11 protein-coding genes are annotated in these 16,344 nt (G+C 67.2%); 3 read left to right on the forward strand and 8 right to left on the reverse strand.

The annotated features are described in order from the left end of the window. Positions 1-208: 208 nt before the first annotated feature. The 8 genes from Mspo_RS05655 to putA form a co-directional block, all read right to left on the reverse strand. Entirely contained in the window at positions 209-1,405 is a 1,197-nt protein-coding gene (locus tag Mspo_RS05655) for an acetyl-CoA C-acyltransferase (RefSeq protein ID WP_159727711.1), read from the reverse strand. A 9-nt stretch (positions 1,406-1,414) separates the two neighbouring features. Continuing rightward, positions 1,415-2,452 carry an enoyl-CoA hydratase/isomerase family protein gene (locus tag Mspo_RS05660; protein ID WP_159727713.1) on the reverse strand — a complete coding sequence of 346 codons (1,038 nt, stop codon included), beginning with the start codon at positions 2,450-2,452 and terminating at the stop codon, positions 1,415-1,417. Beyond that, on the reverse strand, positions 2,449-3,369 hold the full coding sequence (locus tag Mspo_RS05665; RefSeq protein ID WP_159727715.1) for a hydroxymethylglutaryl-CoA lyase: 921 nt from the start codon (positions 3,367-3,369) through the stop codon (positions 2,449-2,451). Before Mspo_RS05665 ends, Mspo_RS05660 begins: the two co-directional genes overlap by 4 nt. A gap of 12 nt (positions 3,370-3,381) precedes the next feature. After that, positions 3,382-5,355 carry a biotin carboxylase N-terminal domain-containing protein gene (locus Mspo_RS05670; RefSeq protein WP_159727717.1) on the reverse strand — a complete coding sequence of 658 codons (1,974 nt, stop codon included), beginning with the start codon at positions 5,353-5,355 and terminating at the stop codon, positions 3,382-3,384. Beyond that, positions 5,345-6,151: an enoyl-CoA hydratase-related protein gene (locus Mspo_RS05675; protein ID WP_159727719.1), complete on the reverse strand. Its 807-nt coding sequence runs from the start codon at positions 6,149-6,151 to the stop codon at positions 5,345-5,347. The genes Mspo_RS05670 and Mspo_RS05675 overlap by 11 nt, the downstream gene beginning before the upstream one ends. Before the next feature lie 7 nt (positions 6,152-6,158). Then, a complete protein-coding gene (locus tag Mspo_RS05680; protein WP_159727721.1) occupies positions 6,159-7,766 on the reverse strand; it encodes a carboxyl transferase domain-containing protein in 1,608 nt (535 codons plus the stop codon). Positions 7,767-7,808: 42 nt separating this feature from the next. Beyond that, on the reverse strand, positions 7,809-8,978 hold the full coding sequence (locus tag Mspo_RS05685; protein WP_159727723.1) for an isovaleryl-CoA dehydrogenase: 1,170 nt from the start codon (positions 8,976-8,978) through the stop codon (positions 7,809-7,811). An 80-nt stretch (positions 8,979-9,058) separates the two neighbouring features. Further along, positions 9,059-12,133: a bifunctional proline dehydrogenase/L-glutamate gamma-semialdehyde dehydrogenase PutA gene (putA, locus tag Mspo_RS05690; protein ID WP_159727725.1), complete on the reverse strand. Its 3,075-nt coding sequence runs from the start codon at positions 12,131-12,133 to the stop codon at positions 9,059-9,061. Positions 12,134-12,369: 236 nt separating this feature from the next. Between putA and otsB the strand changes: the two genes are divergently transcribed. From otsB to otsA, 3 genes are read left to right on the forward strand one after another with little or no spacing between them, the layout of a single operon-like run. Beyond that, positions 12,370-13,119 (forward strand): trehalose-phosphatase, encoded by a 750-nt coding sequence (gene otsB / locus Mspo_RS05695; RefSeq protein WP_159727727.1) that lies wholly within the window; start codon positions 12,370-12,372, stop codon positions 13,117-13,119. Continuing rightward, a complete protein-coding gene (locus tag Mspo_RS05700; RefSeq protein WP_159727729.1) occupies positions 13,116-14,930 on the forward strand; it encodes a glycoside hydrolase family 15 protein in 1,815 nt (604 codons plus the stop codon). Before otsB ends, Mspo_RS05700 begins: the two co-directional genes overlap by 4 nt. Beyond that, positions 14,927-16,315, forward strand: a complete 1,389-nt coding sequence (gene otsA / locus Mspo_RS05705; RefSeq protein WP_159727731.1) for an alpha,alpha-trehalose-phosphate synthase (UDP-forming) — start codon at positions 14,927-14,929, stop codon at positions 16,313-16,315. The genes Mspo_RS05700 and otsA overlap by 4 nt, the downstream gene beginning before the upstream one ends. The last annotated feature ends 29 nt before the right edge of the window (positions 16,316-16,344 follow it).

Raw genomic sequence — 16,344 nt, forward strand, 5'->3', positions numbered from 1 at the left:
CAGAAAGTACCCCGAAACTCTCGGGAAAGCCGGGCATGCGCCCGCGACCTATCGACTCATTCCCCGGACAGCCGTGCGCTACGCGGGAGAGGGGCGGCAAACGCTACGCGAAGCTTCGATGAAGCGCCGAATCTGCTCCTTCTCCTGCATAGCGGGGGGAGGGCTGGGGAGGGGGCTCGCGCGCCTTCACTTTCGTTGACGCAGACTACTAATCCAGCCGCTCGATCGCCAGCGCGGTCGCCTCGCCGCCGCCGATGCAGAGCGCGGCGACGCCGCGGCGCAGCCCATATTTGCGCAAGGCCGAAAGCAGCGTGACGACGATGCGCGCGCCGGACGCGCCGATCGGATGGCCGAGCGCGCAGGCGCCGCCATGCACATTCACCTTGTCGCGCGGCAGATCGAGCTCGCGCATCGCCGCCATGACGACGACGGCGAAGGCCTCGTTGATCTCGAAGAGATCGACGCTCGAGAGCGGCCAGCCGAGGCGCTCCGAGAGCTTGCGAATGGCGCCGATGGGCGCGATCGGAAAAAGATTGGGCGGGCCGGCGTGCGTCGCATGGGCGTGAATGATCGCGAGCGGCGCTCTGCCTGCGCGCTCGGCGCGGCCGCGCCGCATCAGCGCCAGCGCCGCCGCGCCGTCGGAAATGGCGCTTGAATTGGCCGCCGTCACCGTGCCGCCTTCGCGAAACGCCGGCTTCAGCTTCGCGATTTGCTCCGCCATCGCTTTTGCCGGAAGCTCGTCGCGAGCGACGATCGTCTTCGCCTTGCGGTTCTGCGTCTCGACGGGCGCGATCTCCCAATCGAAAGCGCCCTCCTGCGCCGCGAGCTGCGCGCGAGAGAGCGAAGCGATCGCATAATCGTCCTGCATCTCGCGCGTGAATTGATGCGTCGTCGCGCAATCCTCCGCGAAGTCGCCCATCAGCCGGCCCTTGTCATAGGCGTCCTCGAGCCCGTCGAGAAACATATGATCGACGAGCTTCTCATGGCCCATGCGATAACCCTCGCGCGCGCGCGCGAGCAGATAGGGAGCCTTGCTCATGCTCTCCATGCCGCCGGCGACGACGGCGTGCGCGCTGCCGGCGAGCAGTTGATCATGCGCGAGCATGATCGCCTTCATGCCCGAACCGCACATTTTATTGATCGTCACGCAGCCGGCGGCCTCCGGCAGGCCCGCCGCGAGCGAGGCCTGACGCGCCGGCGCCTGGCCGAGGCCCGCGGAGAGCACGCAGCCCATGAGGACATCGTCGATCTGATCGGTCGGCGCATCGGCGCGCGCGACCGCGGCGCGTATCGCCGCCGCGCCGAGCTCTGGCGCCGAGACGTCCTTCAATTCGCCGAGCAGGCCGCCGATCGGCGTGCGCGCCGCGCCGACGATGACGACCGGATCTGAGCTTTCCGCATTCATGTCCAAGCTCTAAAAATCGAGCTTCGGCGCCGCGCCGCCATCGAGCAGCGCATTCACCAAAGCCTCGTCGACTTCCGCGAGCGTCGCCGGCGACCAGCGCGGAGCGCGGTCCTTGTCGATGACGGCGGCGCGTATTCCCTCGTAGAGATCATGCGTCGAAAGGAGATTGCAAGCCGTGCGAAGCTCCTGCAGCAGGCAGGCCTCGAGCGACGCCGCCCGGGCGGCGCGGCGCAGGAGCTGCAGCGTGACCTTCAGGCTCGTCGGCGAGCGCGAGGCGATCGTCGCCGCCGCCTCGCGCGCGAAATCCGAGCCCTCGGCCTCGAGCGCGGCGATGATGCGCTCGACGCTTCCATGCGCCATGACTCTGCGCAGCAAGGACTCGTGTCGCGACAAAGGGCCGAGGCCGGAGGATTTCGCGAAGCGCGCCAAGAGCGGCCTCGCCTCCGCCGCATCGCCGATGTCGCGCAGCAGGGAAAGCAGCTCCGGGAGCGCGGCCGAATCGACGAGAACGTCCGCAAGACCGGCGAAGATCGCGTCATGCGGCCCGACCGTCTCGCCGGAGAGCGCCATATAGCGCCCGACGCCGCCATTGCGCGTCAGCAACCAGGAGCCGCCGACATCGGGGATGAAGCCTATGCCCGTCTCCGGCATTGCGAGGCGCGTGCGCTCCGTGACGATGCGAAAATTGCCATGCGCGGAAAGTCCGACGCCGCCGCCCATGACGATTCCGTCCATCGCGACGACATAGGGCTTCGGAAAAGCGGCGATGCGCGCGTTCAGCCGATATTCCTCGCGCCAAAATGTCTCGTAGGGCTCTTTGTCGCCGTCGCGCAGCTCGTAGAGCGCGCGTATGTCGCCGCCCGCGCAAAAGCCGCGCGCGCCCTCTCCCGTCACGACGACTGCGGCGATCGCAGAGTCGGCGCCGAAGCAATCGAGCGCGCGCGCGAAATCGCGGATCATGTCCAGCGTAAGGCTGTTCAGCGCCTTGGGGCGGTTCAGCGAGATCGAGCCGACCGCGCGCGCGCGCGAAACGACGATTTCGCTCATGCGGGCCGCTCCCTCCGGCGTCTCGCGAGCAGCGCGCGCGCGGCGCGGCTCTGCGTTTCGCGTCCGAGCCGCTCGCAGATGAAAACGCCCGCGTCGATCAGCGCGGCGAGATCGACGCCAGTCTCGATTCCGGATCGCTCGAACATATAGACGACATCCTCCGTCGCGACATTGCCGCTCGCGCCCGGCGCGAAGGGACAGCCGCCGAGGCCCGCGACGGAACTGTCGACGCTCGCGACGCCCATCTCCACGCAGGCGAAAATATTGGCGAGCGCCTGGCCGAAAGTATCGTGGAAATGCACGGCGATCTGCGACAGCGGAATGTCGCGCCCGACCTGCTCGACGAGCCGGCGCGCCTCGAGCGGCGCGCCGACGCCGATCGTGTCGCCGAGCGAAATCTCGCGGCAGCCGAGCGCGGCGAGATCACGCGCGAGCGTCGCCACCGCGCGCGGCGCGACCTCGCCTTCATAAGGACAGCCGAGCGCGCAGGAAATATAGCCGCGCACATCGAGCCCCGCGGCGACCGCCGCCTCGACGACCGGAGCGTAGCGCGCGAGGCTCCCGGCGATCGAGCAGCCGATATTTTCTTTCGAGAATCGTTCCGTCGCCGCGGCGAAGACGGCGACGCCACGCAAACCGCAGGCGAGCGCCTCCTCGAGCCCGCGCATATTGGGGACGAGCGCCGAAAGGCGAACATGCTCCGGCGTTCGCAGGCGCGCGAGCACCGCTTTCGTATCGGCCATTTGCGGGACGCGCTTCGCCGAGACGAAGCTTCCCGCCTCTATGTCGCGGAGCCCCGCGGCGACGAGCCTTTCGATCAGCGCGACCTTGGTCTCCACACGAACCGTCGCGCTTTCGTTCTGCAATCCGTCACGCGGGCCGACCTCGACGATGCGGATGCGCTGCGGAATGCTCATGTAGATTCTCCGTTAAGCGAAGACGATCAGCCGCTCGCCCTGCTCGACCATATCGCCGACCGCCGCGCGTATCTCCGATATGAGTCCGTCGTGCGGCGCCGACAATGCGATCTCCATCTTCATCGCCTCGAGCATGAGCAGCGGCGCGCCTTTTTTCACGCTCTCGCCGACGCTGGCGAAGAGCTTGGTGACGCGCGCCGGCAGCGGCGCCGCGAGCGCCGAATCTCCTTCGCTTCGCGCGCGCGGCGGCGCGAGCGGATCGACGAAGGAGAGCTCATGATTGCGTCCGTCCAGGACGACGACGAAGCCTCCGGCGTGCGGGACCACAGTGAGCTTGCGTTCGACGCCGTCCATGCGCAGGCTCATGCGTCGCGAGACCATCTCGAACTCGACGAGAGCGGAGGCGGTCGGCGTTCGAAGACGAAATGAGCGCTCCGAGAGAGGCGCGATTTCCAGCGGAACATCTCGATCGCCGAGGCGCGAGCCGAGCTTTTGCCGCGCATCGCCATTGAGACGCCAGCCGTCGCCGGCGTCCCAAGGCGTCTCGTCGCTCGGCGCGGCGCGCAGCCTCGCGAGCCAGGCCGCGGCGCCCGCCGAAAGGACGATCGTCTCTTTCTCCTCGTCCAGAGCCTCATCGCCGCCGAGAATCAGCTCCAGATGGCGGGACAGAAATCGCGTGTCGATACGCGCCTCGCCATAGGCCTCGCTCGCGATAATGGCGCGCAGCAAGGCGAGATTGGTCTCGACGCCGACGATCTCGCACTCGCGCAGCGCCGCAGAAAGGCGCGCGCGGGCCACGTCTCGATCGTCGCCGCGCGCGACGATCTTGGCGAGCAGAGGGTCGTAATAGGGCGTGACGGCGTCGCCCTCGCGCACGCCCGTCTCGACACGAATGGCGAGGCTCTCACGCGGCGCGCGCCAATGGTCCAGCCGCCCGACAGAGGGAAGAAAATCCCGCGCCGGCGCCTCCGCATAGAGCCGCGCCTCGATCGCATGTCCATGCGGCGCGATCTCCTCCTGCGTCGCAGGCAGGGCTTCGCCGGCGGCGACGCGCAACTGCCATTCGACGAGATCGACTCCGGCGATCATTTCGGTGATCGGATGCTCGACCTGCAGCCGCGTGTTCATTTCGAGAAAATAAAAGGCTTCGCCCGCGACGAGAAATTCGATCGTTCCCGCGCCCATGTAAGAGACCGCGCGGCCGGCGGCGAGCGCCGCGTCGCGAAGCGCGCGCCGCATGTCGTCCGAGAGCCCCGGCGCCGGCGTCTCTTCCATGATCTTCTGATGGCGACGCTGGATAGAGCAATCGCGCTCGGGAAAAGCGACGAGGCCCCCATGCGCGTCGCCGAAGATCTGAACCTCGATATGACGCGGATCGTCGAGCGCCTTTTCGATCAGCAGCGAGTCGTCGCCGAAGGCGGAAGCGGCCTCGCGCCGCGCGCTCTCGATCGCGCCGCGCAATTCGCTCGCCGTCGCGACGAGCCGCATGCCCTTGCCGCCGCCGCCCGCCGACGCCTTGACGAGAACTGGAAAGCCGATGCGCATCGCCGCCGCGACGAGACTGTCCGTATCCTGCGCGGCGTGAAAGCCCGGAACGACCGGCACGCCGATTTGCTCGACAAAAGCGCGCGCCTGCGTTTTCGCGCCCATGAGACGCATGGCCTGCGGCGACGGCCCGATGAAAACGAGGTCCGCCTCGGCGCAGCGATCGGCAAAGAACGCATTCTCGGACAGAAAGCCATAGCCGGGATGCACGGCCTCGGCGCCGGCGCGGCGCGCGGCAGCGATGATTTTATCGATCGAGAGATAACTCTCGCGCGCCGGCGCCGCGCCGAGCGGATACGCTTCGTCGGCGAGCGCCACGTGACGCGCATGCGAATCGACGTCGGAATAAACGGCGACCGTGGCGACGCCCATGCGCTTGGCCGTCGCGATCACGCGGCAGGCGATCTCGCCGCGATTGGCGATGAGAAGCTTACGAAACATCGTCGACGTTCCGTTCTCGCCTCCAAGAGGGCGGGCGCTTCTCGAGGAAAGCGGCGAGACCTTCCTTTCCTTCCGCCGAGGCGCGGCGCGCCGCGATTCGCTTCGCCGTCTCGCGCATCAGCCCCTCGTCGATCGGACGATCGGCGAAGAGCGCGGCGGAGGCTTTGGCCTCCGCTTGCGCGCCGGGCGCGCCGGCGAGCAGCGCATCCACCAGACGCGCGACGCACGCGTCGAGCTCCTCTGCCGGCGCGATCTCGTGAACGAGGCCGAGCTCGCGCGCATGAGCCGCGGAAATGACCTCGGCGGTGAGGAAATAGCGCCGCGCCTGGCGCGCGCCGATCGCGCGCAGGACATAAGGACCGATGATCGAGGGCGTGAGGCCGATCTTCACCTCGCTCAGGCAAAAGCTCGCGCTATCCGCGGCGATGGCGATGTCGCAACAGGCGACGAGCCCGACGCCGCCGCCGAAGGCCGCGCCATGGATGCGCGCGATCGTCGGCTTGGGCAGAGCGTCGAGCGTCTGCATCAATTCGGCGAGCAGAGACGCGTCGCGCTCATTGGCGTCTAGCGTATCGGCAGCGACGCGCCTCATCCATTCTATGTCGCCGCCCGCGCAAAAGGCCGCCCCCGCTCCGGCGAGCGCGACGACGCGCGCGCGCGCGTCGCGCGCGACGCGACGCAGAGCCTGCGTCAGCTCCGTCACCATGCTCTGATCGAGCGCATTGCGGCGCTCCGGGCGCATGAGGGTGAGAGTGGCGACGCCGCTCGGGTCGAGCGAATAGGCGATGAGCGACATGAGAGCCTCACATGCGAAACAGGCCGAAGCGCGTCGCTTCGACAGGCGCATAGGACGCCGCCGCGAGAGAGAGCGCAAGCACGCGGCGCGTGTCGGCGGGATCGATGACGCCGTCGTCCCACAGACGCGCGCTCGCATAATAGGGATGGCCCTGGAACTCATATTGCTCGCGGATTTTAGCGTGATAGGCGTCATGCTCCGCCTGCGGCCAGCTCCGCCCTCTGGCGGCGTAGCTCTCGCCGCGCACGCGCGTCAGCACCTCGGCCGCCTGCTCGCCGCCCATCACCGAGATGCGCGCATTGGGCCAGCTCCACAGGAAACGCGGACCATAGGCGCGCCCGCACATCGCATAATTGCCGGCGCCGAAACTACCGCCGACGATGATTGTGAATTTCGGCACGGCGGCCGTCGCCACCGCCGTCACCATTTTGGCGCCGTCCTTGGCGACGCCGCGCGCCTCATAATCGCGGCCGACCATGAAGCCGGTGACATTCTGCAGGAACAGAAGCGGAATCTCGCGTTGCGCGCAGAGCTCGATGAAATGCGCGCCCTTGAGCGCGCTCTCGCCGAACAATACGCCATTATTGGCCAGCACGCCGACGCGATAGCCGCAGATATGGGCGAAACCCGTCACCAATGTCTCGCCGTAGAGCTTCTTGAACTCGTCGAATTCGCTCGCGTCGACGAGCCGCGCGAGGATCTCGCGCGCGTCATATTGTCGACGGCGATCGGCGGGAACGATTCCGTATATTTCCATCGGATCATAGAGCGGCTCGCGCGGCTCGCGTCGCGGGAGCGAGGGACGCGGCGGCGCTCCGAGATCGGCGACGATCGCACGCGCTATGCCGAGCGCATGAGCGTCATTCTCCGCATAATGATCGGCGACGCCGGAACGGCGCGTGTGCACCTCCGCGCCGCCGAGCTCTTGCGCCGTCACCACTTCGCCGGTCGCGGCGCGCACCAGCGGCGGACCGGCGAGGAAGATGGTCCCCGTGTCCCGCACGATGATCGCTTCGTCCGACATGGCCGGCACATAGGCGCCGCCCGCCGTGCAGGAGCCCATGACGACGGCGATCTGCGCGATTCCCTCGGCGGACATGCGCGCCTGATTGTAGAAGATGCGGCCGAAATGATCGCGATCGGGAAACACCTCGTCCTGGCGCGGCAGATTGGCGCCGCCAGAATCGACGAGATAGAGGCAGGGCAAGCGATTCTGCGCGGCGATCTCTTGCGCGCGCAAATGCTTCTTCACCGTCAGCGGAAAATAGGCGCCGCCCTTCACCGTCGCGTCATTGGCGACGATCATGCAGGCGCGGCCGTGGATACGGCCGACGCCGGCGACGACGCCGGCGCATGGCGCCTCGCCGTCATACATGTCGAAGGCCGCGAATTGGCCGATCTCCAGGAAGGGCGACAAAAGATCGACGAGCGCGTCTATGCGCTCGCGCGCCGTCATCTTGCCGCGCGCGAGATGTTTTTCGCGCGCGGCGGCGCCGCCGCCTTCGGCGATCCGCGCCGCCTTTTCGCGCAGATCGGCGACGAGACCGCGCATCGCCCCGGCATTGGCCGCGAATTCGGCGGAGCTCATGTCCGCGCTCGTCTCCAGAACAGGCATCGTCAAATCTCTCGTCGCGGCGCAGACCGCCGCGAAACATTTTCAAGCGGTCTCGCTATAGAGCTCGCGGCCGATCAACATGCGACGGATTTCGCTCGTGCCGGCGCCGATCTCATAGAGCTTGGCGTCGCGTAGCAGCCGGCCGGTCGGATAATCATTGATATAGCCATTGCCGCCAAGGCACTGGATGGCCTCCAGCGCCATGCGCGTCGCGCTTTCCGCGGCGAAGAGAATGGCGCCGGCGGCGTCCTTGCGCGTCGTGCGGCCGCGATCGCAGGCGCGCGCGACGGCGTAGACATAGGCGCGCGCGGCGTTGAGCGCCGTATACATGTCGGCGAGCTTGGCCTGCATGATCTGGAATTCGCCGATCGGCTGGCCGAACTGCTTGCGGTCATGCACATAAGGCACGACGATATCCAAGCAGGCGCGCATGATGCCGATGGGGCCGCCGGCGAGCACGGCGCGCTCGTAGTCGAGCCCGCTCATCAGCACATTCACGCCGCGCTCGGGCAGGCCCAGCACATTTTCTTCCGGCACTTCGCAATCGGCGAACAGCAATTCGCAGGTGTTGGAGCCGCGCATTCCGAGCTTGTCGAGCTTTTGCGCGCGCTCGAAGCCTTTGAAGGCCTTTTCGACGATGAAGGCCGTGATGCCATGCGAGCCGGCCGAAGGATCGGTCTTGGCGTAGACGATGACGACATCGGCGTTGGGGCCGTTCGTCACCCACATTTTGTCGCCGTTCAACAGATAACAGTCGCCGCGCTTCTCGGCGCGCATCGACATATTCACCACATCGGAGCCGGCGCCAGGCTCGGACATGGCCAGCGCGCCGATATGCGCGCCGGAGACGAGCTTCGGCAGATAGCGCCGCTTCTGCTCTGCGGTTCCGTTGCGGCGCAGCTGATTCACGCAGAGATTGGAATGGGCGCCATAGGAGAGGCCGACGGAAGCGGAGGCGCGACTGAGCTCCTCCATGATGACGACATGCTCGAGATAACCGAGCCCGACGCCGCCATAGTCTTCCTCCACCGTCACGCCGAGCAGGCCGAGGGCGCCGAGCTTGAGCCAGAGGTCTGAGGGAAAGTCGTTCTCGCGATCGATCGCCGCGGCGCGCGGCGCGATCTCACGCGCCGCGAAAGATTCGACCTGGTCGCGCAGCATGTCCGCGGTTTCGCCGAGCGCGAAATCGAGCGAGGGAATCCAGTGACGCATCGGCCCGAGCCTCCGGCCACGATAAGAGCCTATATTTGGCCGGCGCCGCTCTTTTCAAGACCGAGAGCGTGGGCGAAGCCTCACTCCTTCATCGCCAGAAGACGCGCGTCGCCGCCGAAGGAAGCGGTGTTGATCGTCACCGTCTCCTCGCGCAGGAAACGGCGCAGATAGTCCGGCCCGCCGGCCTTGGGCCCGGTGCCGCTCATGCGCAATCCGCCGAAAGGCTGCCCGCCCGCCACGGCGCCGATCATATTGCGATTGACATAGAGATTGCCGGCCGGCGTCGTCTCGGCGAGCGCGCGGACGCGCGCCTCTATCCGCGTATGCAGCCCCATTGTGAGGCCGAATCCATTCGCCGCTATTTCTTCGATGAGCCTTACCAAATCCTTTTCGTCCTGCGCGCGCCACGTCGCGACATGGAGCACGGGGCCGAAAATCTCCTCGCGCAGATCTCCGGCTCGATCGAGGCGCACAATATGCGGCGCGACGAAATTGCCGCGCTGCGGCGCCTCGCCGGCGTAGAGCACGCGCCCTTCCGCGCGGCGGCGCGCGAGATAGTCGTCCAGCCGCGCCTTCGCCTTCGCGTCGATAACGGGGCCGACATGAGTCGAAACCTCGCGCGGATCGCCGACGCGGAGCTCTTTCGCCGCGCCGATCAGCATGGCGAGCGTCGCCTGCGCTATGTCCTCCTGCAGGCAGAGGAGACGCAGCGCCGAGCAACGCTGGCCGGCGGAGCGGAAGGCGGAGACGATGACGTCGTCGACGACCTGCTCGAGCAGAGCCGTCGAATCGACGATCATCGCATTGACGCCTCCGGTCTCGGCGATGAGCGGGACGATGGGCCCGTTCGACGCCGCGAGCGCGCGGTGAATGGACCGCGCGGCCTCGGTCGAGCCGGTGAAGACGACGCCGGCGACTTCAGGCTGCGCGACGAGCTCCGCGCCGATCATGCCGTCGCCGGGGACATATTGCAGCGCATCGCGCGGCGCGCCGGCTTCATGCAGAAGCGCGACCGCCTCTCGCGCGACGAGCGGCGTCTGCTCGGCCGGCTTGGCGACGGCCGCATTGCCGGAAACGAGCGCCGCCGCGACCTGGCCGAGGAAAATCGCCAGCGGAAAATTCCAAGGCGAAATGCAGAGGAAGACGCCGCGGCCGCGCCGGCGAAAGCGGTTCTCCTCTCCCGTCGGTCCGGGCAGCGTCTCTTCTCCGCAGAGAAGCCGCGCCTGCCCCGCGTAATAGCGGCAGAGGTCGGCCGCCTCGCGCACTTCGGCGAGCGCGTCGTCGAGCGTCTTGCCTCCCTCCTCCTGCAACAGCGCGATGAGCCGCCCGCGTCGCGCCTCGAGGAGATCGGCCGCGCGCTCGATGATCGCAGCGCGCGCTTCGACCGGCGTCGCCTGCCATGCGGGAAAGGCGCGCGCGGCCGCCGCTATTGCGGCCCGCGTCGTTTCACTGTCGGCCTCGATGACGGAGCCGATGATCGAATCGTCGATCGGCGAGCGTATGTCGCGCGGCGCGACGCCGCTGCGCCCCGTGGAAGGCGCCGCGGTCACGGCGCAAGCGCGCGCGGCGTCTCTCTCGGCGAGCAGCGCCGCGAGCGCTTCGCGATCGCCGAACTCGACGCCTTTCGAATTGGCGCGCAAAGGACGGTAGAGATCGGCCGGCGGCGGCAGACGGGAATGCCGCGCGCGCGCGGCTGCGCCGATGATCGCGCGCGGCGGCGCCAGCAATTCGCTCTCGGGAGTCGAGACGTCGGCGGCGCGCGCGACGAAGGAGGAATTGGCGCCGTTCTCGATGAGCCGCCGCACGAGATAGGCGAGCAGATCGCGATGCGGGCCGACCGGCGCATAGACGCGACAGCTCGCGCCTTTCTCCTCGTCGAGCAGCGCCTCGAAGAGCTCCTCCCCCATTCCATGCAGACGTTGGAACTCATAGAGCGCTGGATCGCCCGCGCGCGCGACGATCGTCGCGATGGTCGCGGCGTTATGCGTCGCGAATTGCGGGAAGATGCGCGGCGCGCCGAGCAGGCGATCGGCGCAAGCCGCGTAATTCAGATCCGTCATCGCCTTGCGCGTGAACACGGGATAGTCGGCAAGGCCGCGCTCCTGCGCGCGCTTCACCTCCGTGTCCCAATAGGCGCCTTTGACGAGGCGCAGCATGAAGCGACGGCCATGCGCCTCGGCGAGCGCTTCGACATGATCGATCACCGCCGCGGCGCGCTTCTGATAGGCCTGAACGGCGAGGCCGAATCCCTCCCATCCGGCGAGCGACGGATCGGCGACGACGGCGCCGATGACGTCGAGGGAAAGCTCGAGGCGATCGGCCTCCTCGGCGTCGACGGTGAAGACGAGATCATATTGTCTGGCGAGACGGGCGAGCTCGAGCAGTCGCGGCGCGAGCTCGCGCAGCACGCGCTCGCGCGATAGAGGCTCGAAGCGCGGATGCAGGGCCGAGAGCTTGACAGAGACGCCGGGCCGCTCGGGAAGCGCGCGCGTTCCGGCCTTCGCGCCGATGGCCGCGATGGCCTCCGCGTAAGCGTGAAAATAGCGATCGGCGTCGGCCGCGCTGCGCGCGCCTTCGCCGAGCATATCGAAAGAATAGCGCCAGCGCCGCCCGTCCTCTGCGAAAGCGCGCGCGAGCGCTTCGTCGATCGTTTCGCCGAGCACGAAATGGCCGCCCATCAGCCTCATCGCCTGTCGCGCGGCGGCGCGCAACGCCGGCGCGCCGAGCCGCCGCGCCGCTTGCGCGACGAGCCCGCGCGGCGTCTCGCCGGCGGCGAATATCTTCGTCGACGCTCCGAGCGCGAAGGCCGCCGCCTGCACCAGCAGCGCGTCGGAGGCCGGCGCATGACGATCGAAGGCGCCGGCCGCCAGCTTGTCGGCGATGAGCCGATCGAGCGTGGCGTCGTCGGGGACGCGCAACAGCGATTCGGCGAGCGCCATCAGCGCGATGCCCTCGCGCGTCGACAGCGAATATTCCTGCAGCAGCCGCTCGACGTTTGCCAACCCCTTCGGCGAGCGCACGGCGGCGAGCAGGCGCCGCGCGAGCGGCTCGGCGCGCGCTTCGCATTCTTCGTCGAAAGGCGCGGAAAGGAGACGCGCGGCGATCTCCTCGTCGGCGGGAGAATAGGGCGCGTGAAACGGGCGCGGTCCCGGCATCGGAGCTCTTCCTCGCAGCGTCGGCCGAGCTCGAGAAAAAATCGACGCGAGCGTCGCCGTAACGCATGCGACATCGTCATTGAAAACACGCCGGCCGTCCATAGTTGTTCCACAAGCGAAGGCGGGAACACGGGATCGCGGCGCGCGCGAACCGGCGCGAACGTCGCCGTTCCTTCCAACAGATGAGCATGGACAGCCGCCGTGGCAAGACGCGGCCGAGGGGAGACGCTCCAAAAATGTTGCCAAATGTCGACGACATCGGCCGCTTCGCGCTGTTCCTCGACCTCGACGGCACTGTCGCGGAAATCGCGGAGCGGCCCGAGGCGGTGCGGGTCGATGCGGCGACGATCGAGCTCTTGGGCGCCCTGCGGCGCGCCGCGGGCGAGGCTCTCGCCGTCGTTTCGGGTCGCGACATCGCCGTCATCGATTCGCTGTTGAGCCCGCTCCGGCTGCCGGTCGCCGGCGTCCATGGATTGCAGCGCCGCGACGCCGCCGGCTGCATGCATCGCACGGCCGAGGCCTGCGCGGAGCTCGGTTCCGTCATTCGCGCGATCGAGGCGGATGTCGGCGGCGAAGCCGGCGTCATCGTCGAGCGCAAGACCGGCGCCGTCGCGCTTCACTATCGCCTTCGCCCGGAGCTGGAGGCCCGTTGCCGCGCCGTCGCCGAACGCGCGACGCGCGAGCGCCGCGACCTCGAGATTCTGCCAGGAAAGATGGTCTTCGAGATTCGCCTGCAAGGCGGCGACAAGGGCGACGTCATCGAGGCCTTTCTGAAGGAAGAGCCGTTTCGCGGCCGCACGCCGATCTTCGCCGGCGACGATGTGACGGACGAGGTCGCCTTCGCGGCCGTCAATGCGCTGGGCGGCTTTTCCATAAAAGTGGGCAGGAACGCCACTCTGGCGCGCTACAGAGCCGCGGATCTGCGCGAATTGCATCGATGGCTGGCCGAGCTCGCGCGCGCCTCTCGAGCGGAGCGGGCGCGATGACGGAGGCGCAGCGGCACGAACGCAAGACGAGCGACCTCGATCTCGGCGTCGTCGGCAATTGCTCCTTCGCCGCGCTGATCGATCGCGACGCGAGCGTCGTCTGGTGCTGCCTGCCGCGCTTCGACGGCGATCCCGTGTTTCACAGCCTGCTCGGCTCGCCGCCGGATATGGAGGACGGCGGCTTCTTCGCCATCGACCTCGAGGACCGCGTGCATAGCGAGCAGGATTATTGCGGCAACACCGCGGTCCTCGAGACGGTCCTGCACGGCAAGCAGGGATCGGTTCGCGTCACCGATTTCGCGCCGCGCTTCTTCTGGCGCGACCGGCTCTATCATCCGAACATGCTGATCAGGCGGTTGACGCCGGTCTCCGGCACGCCGCGCATCCGCATCCGTCTGCGGCCGCGCTACGACTATGGCGCCGCCGTTCCGAACCTCACCTTCGGCTCGCATCATATCCGCTATCTCGGGCCGCACACGATTCTGCGCCTCACGACCAATGCGCCGCTCGACTATGTGCGCGAGGAGACGCTGTTCAATCTGAGCAGCCCGGTCGATCTCGTTCTGGGTCCGGACGAGACGCTGCACGAGGGAATCTCGCATACGGCGCGCAATTTCGAGGAGCGCACGCGCGACTATTGGCGCCGCTGGGTGCACAGGCTCGCTATTCCTTTCGAATGGCAGAGCGCGGTGATCCGCGCGGCGATCACGCTGAAGCTCTGCACCTATGAGGGGACCGGCGCCATCGTCGCCGCGCTGACGACGAGCATTCCCGAGGCGCCGGACACACAGCGCAATTGGGACTATCGCTACTGCTGGGTGCGCGACGCCTATTTCGTCGTGCGCGCGCTCAATCGCATGGCGGCCATGCGCAAGATGGAGAATTATTTCGACTGGCTGATGAATGTCGTGGCCTCGGCCGCCGGCTCGCATATTCAGCCGGTCTATGGTCTCGGCCTCGAATCCGAGCTCACCGAGCGCGTCATTCTCAGCCTGCCGGGCTATCGCGGCATGGGGCCGGTGCGCGTCGGAAATCAGGCCTATCAGCACTTCCAGCACGATTCTTACGGCAATGTCATTCTGGGAGTCGCGCAGGCTTTTCTCGATCGCCGCCTGTTGTCGCCGCCGACGCGCATGGATTTCCTGCGGCTAGAGGACATGGGTCGGCAGGCGCTCGCCTGCTACGACAAGCCGGACGCCGGCATGTGGGAATTGCGCTCGCGCGCGCGCATTCATACGACGTCGAGCCTCATGTGCTGGGCGGCCGCCGATCGGCTGGCGCGCATCGCCGAATACATCGGCGAGCCCGAGCGCGCCCGCGACTGGCGCGCGGAGGCCGAGCGCATCAAGCAGGTGATTCTCGAAAGGGCCTGGTCGCAGAAGCGCCAGGCCTTCGTCGAATCGTTCGACGGGGAGCATCTCGACGCCGGCGTGCTGCTGATGATCGAGGTCGGCTTCATCGATCCCAATGATCCGCGCATGGTCGCGACGCTGGAGCGCATCGAATCCACGCTCGGCCGCGGCGCGCATATGATGCGCTACGAGGCGGCCGACGATTTCGGCGAGCCGACCACCGCCTTCACCACCTGCTCCTTCTGGCGCATCGACGCGCTCGCGCGCATGGGCCGACGGGAGGAGGCGCGCGAATATCTCGAGGCGCTGCTGTCCCAGCGCAACCGACTCGGCATGATGTCGGAGGACATAGACGTCAAGACCGGCGAAGCCTGGGGAAACTATCCGCAGACCTATTCCATGGTCGGCATCATCAACGGCGCCATGCGCCTGTCGCGCTCTTGGGAGAAAGCCATATGAAACGCCTCGTCGTCGTCTCCAATCGCGTCGCCGAGCCGGGTTGCAGCCAGGCCGCCGGCGGCCTCGCCGTTTGCATTCTCGACGCGCTGCGCAAGCGAGGGGGCGTCTGGTTCGGCTGGAACGGCGAGATCGTCGCCGATGACGCGGAGATCGGCGTGTCGCGCGTCAAATTCGATCAGCTGACGCTCGCGACGATGCCGCTCGCCGAGCGCGACTATCGCGACTATTATCTCGGCTTCGCCAACGCCGCTCTATGGCCCGTTCATCACTATCGGCTCGATCTCGCGCGCTTCACGCAAGAGGCGACCGACGGCTATCGCCGCGTCAACGATCGGTTCGCCGAAAAGCTCGCGCCCTTGCTGACGGCGGATGATCTCGTCTGGGTGCACGATTATCACTTCATTCCGCTCGGCGCGGCGCTGCGCGAGCGCGGCGTCGCCAATCGCATCGGCTTCTTCCTGCACATTCCCTTCCCGCCGCCGGATTTGCTCTGCGCCATGCCGGAGCATGAATGGCTGATGAAGGCGCTCGTCGAATATGACCTCGTCGGCTTCCAGACCAGGACCGATCAAGCGAATTTCCTCCGCTTCATGTGCGATTTCATGCAGGGCGAGATGCTGACGCCCGATCTCGTGCGCGTCGGCGGCAAGACGGTGACGGCCTCCGTCTTCCCGGTCGGCATAGACGTCGACGCCTTCGCCGCCATGGCCGAGAGCCCGAGCGCCGCCGAGCGCATCCAGCGCCTGCATCGGGCCGGCGAGCCGCGCATAAATGTCATCGGCGTCGATCGTCTCGACTACACCAAGGGCCTGCCGGATCGCTTGCGCTCCTTCAAGCGGCTGCTCGAAATCTATCCGCAGAACTGCAAGGCGGTGACGCTGATGCAGATCGCGCCGCCGACGCGCGAGGATGTGCAGGCCTATGCCGACATTCGTCATGAGTTGGAGGCGCTCTCGGGCGAGATCAACGGCCAGTTCGGCGATTTCGACTGGACGCCGGTGCGCTATCTGCATCGCCGCGTCGATCGCGACACGCTCGCCGCGCTCTATCGCGGCAGCCAGGTGGGGCTGGTGACGCCGCTGCGCGACGGGATGAATCTCGTCGCCAAGGAATATGTCGTCGCGCAGGACGCGGAGAATCCCGGCGTGCTGGTGCTGTCGCGCTTCGCCGGCGCGGCCGAGGAGCTGCAGGAGGCGCTGATCGTCAATCCTTACGACGCCGACGAGGTCGCCAATGCGATGCAGAAGGCGATCGTGATGCGGCTTCCCGAGCGCAAAGAGCGCCACAAGGCGCTGCTCGCCCGCGTGCGCAAGCACGATTCCTATAATTGGATGGACGGATTCCTGCGCGCGCTCAGCGCCTGCCGAATGCCGCTCGCGGCATAGGGCGCGCGCTTACTTCTCCCACAGGCGGG

This window comes from Methylosinus sp. Ce-a6 (assembly GCF_009811655.1).
Lineage (GTDB): Bacteria > Pseudomonadota > Alphaproteobacteria > Rhizobiales > Beijerinckiaceae > Methylosinus.

Bases quoted from the DNA above. Each gene is read 5' to 3' on its own strand.
- Mspo_RS05655 (WP_159727711.1), bottom strand. From the start codon at position 1,405: ATGAATGCGGAAAGCTCAGATCCGGTCGTCATCGTCGGCGCGGCGCGC.
- Mspo_RS05660 (WP_159727713.1), bottom strand. From the start codon at position 2,452: ATGAGCGAAATCGTCGTTTCGCGCGCGCGCGCGGTCGGCTCGATCTCG.
- Mspo_RS05665 (WP_159727715.1), bottom strand. From the start codon at position 3,369: ATGAGCATTCCGCAGCGCATCCGCATCGTCGAGGTCGGCCCGCGTGAC.
- Mspo_RS05670 (WP_159727717.1), bottom strand. From the start codon at position 5,355: ATGTTTCGTAAGCTTCTCATCGCCAATCGCGGCGAGATCGCCTGCCGC.
- Mspo_RS05675 (WP_159727719.1), bottom strand. From the start codon at position 6,151: ATGTCGCTCATCGCCTATTCGCTCGACCCGAGCGGCGTCGCCACTCTC.
- Mspo_RS05680 (WP_159727721.1), bottom strand. From the start codon at position 7,766: ATGCCTGTTCTGGAGACGAGCGCGGACATGAGCTCCGCCGAATTCGCG.
- Mspo_RS05685 (WP_159727723.1), bottom strand. From the start codon at position 8,978: ATGCGTCACTGGATTCCCTCGCTCGATTTCGCGCTCGGCGAAACCGCG.
- putA (WP_159727725.1), bottom strand. From the start codon at position 12,133: ATGCCGGGACCGCGCCCGTTTCACGCGCCCTATTCTCCCGCCGACGAG.
- otsB (WP_159727727.1), top strand. From the start codon at position 12,370: ATGTTGCCAAATGTCGACGACATCGGCCGCTTCGCGCTGTTCCTCGAC.
- Mspo_RS05700 (WP_159727729.1), top strand. From the start codon at position 13,116: ATGACGGAGGCGCAGCGGCACGAACGCAAGACGAGCGACCTCGATCTC.
- otsA (WP_159727731.1), top strand. From the start codon at position 14,927: ATGAAACGCCTCGTCGTCGTCTCCAATCGCGTCGCCGAGCCGGGTTGC.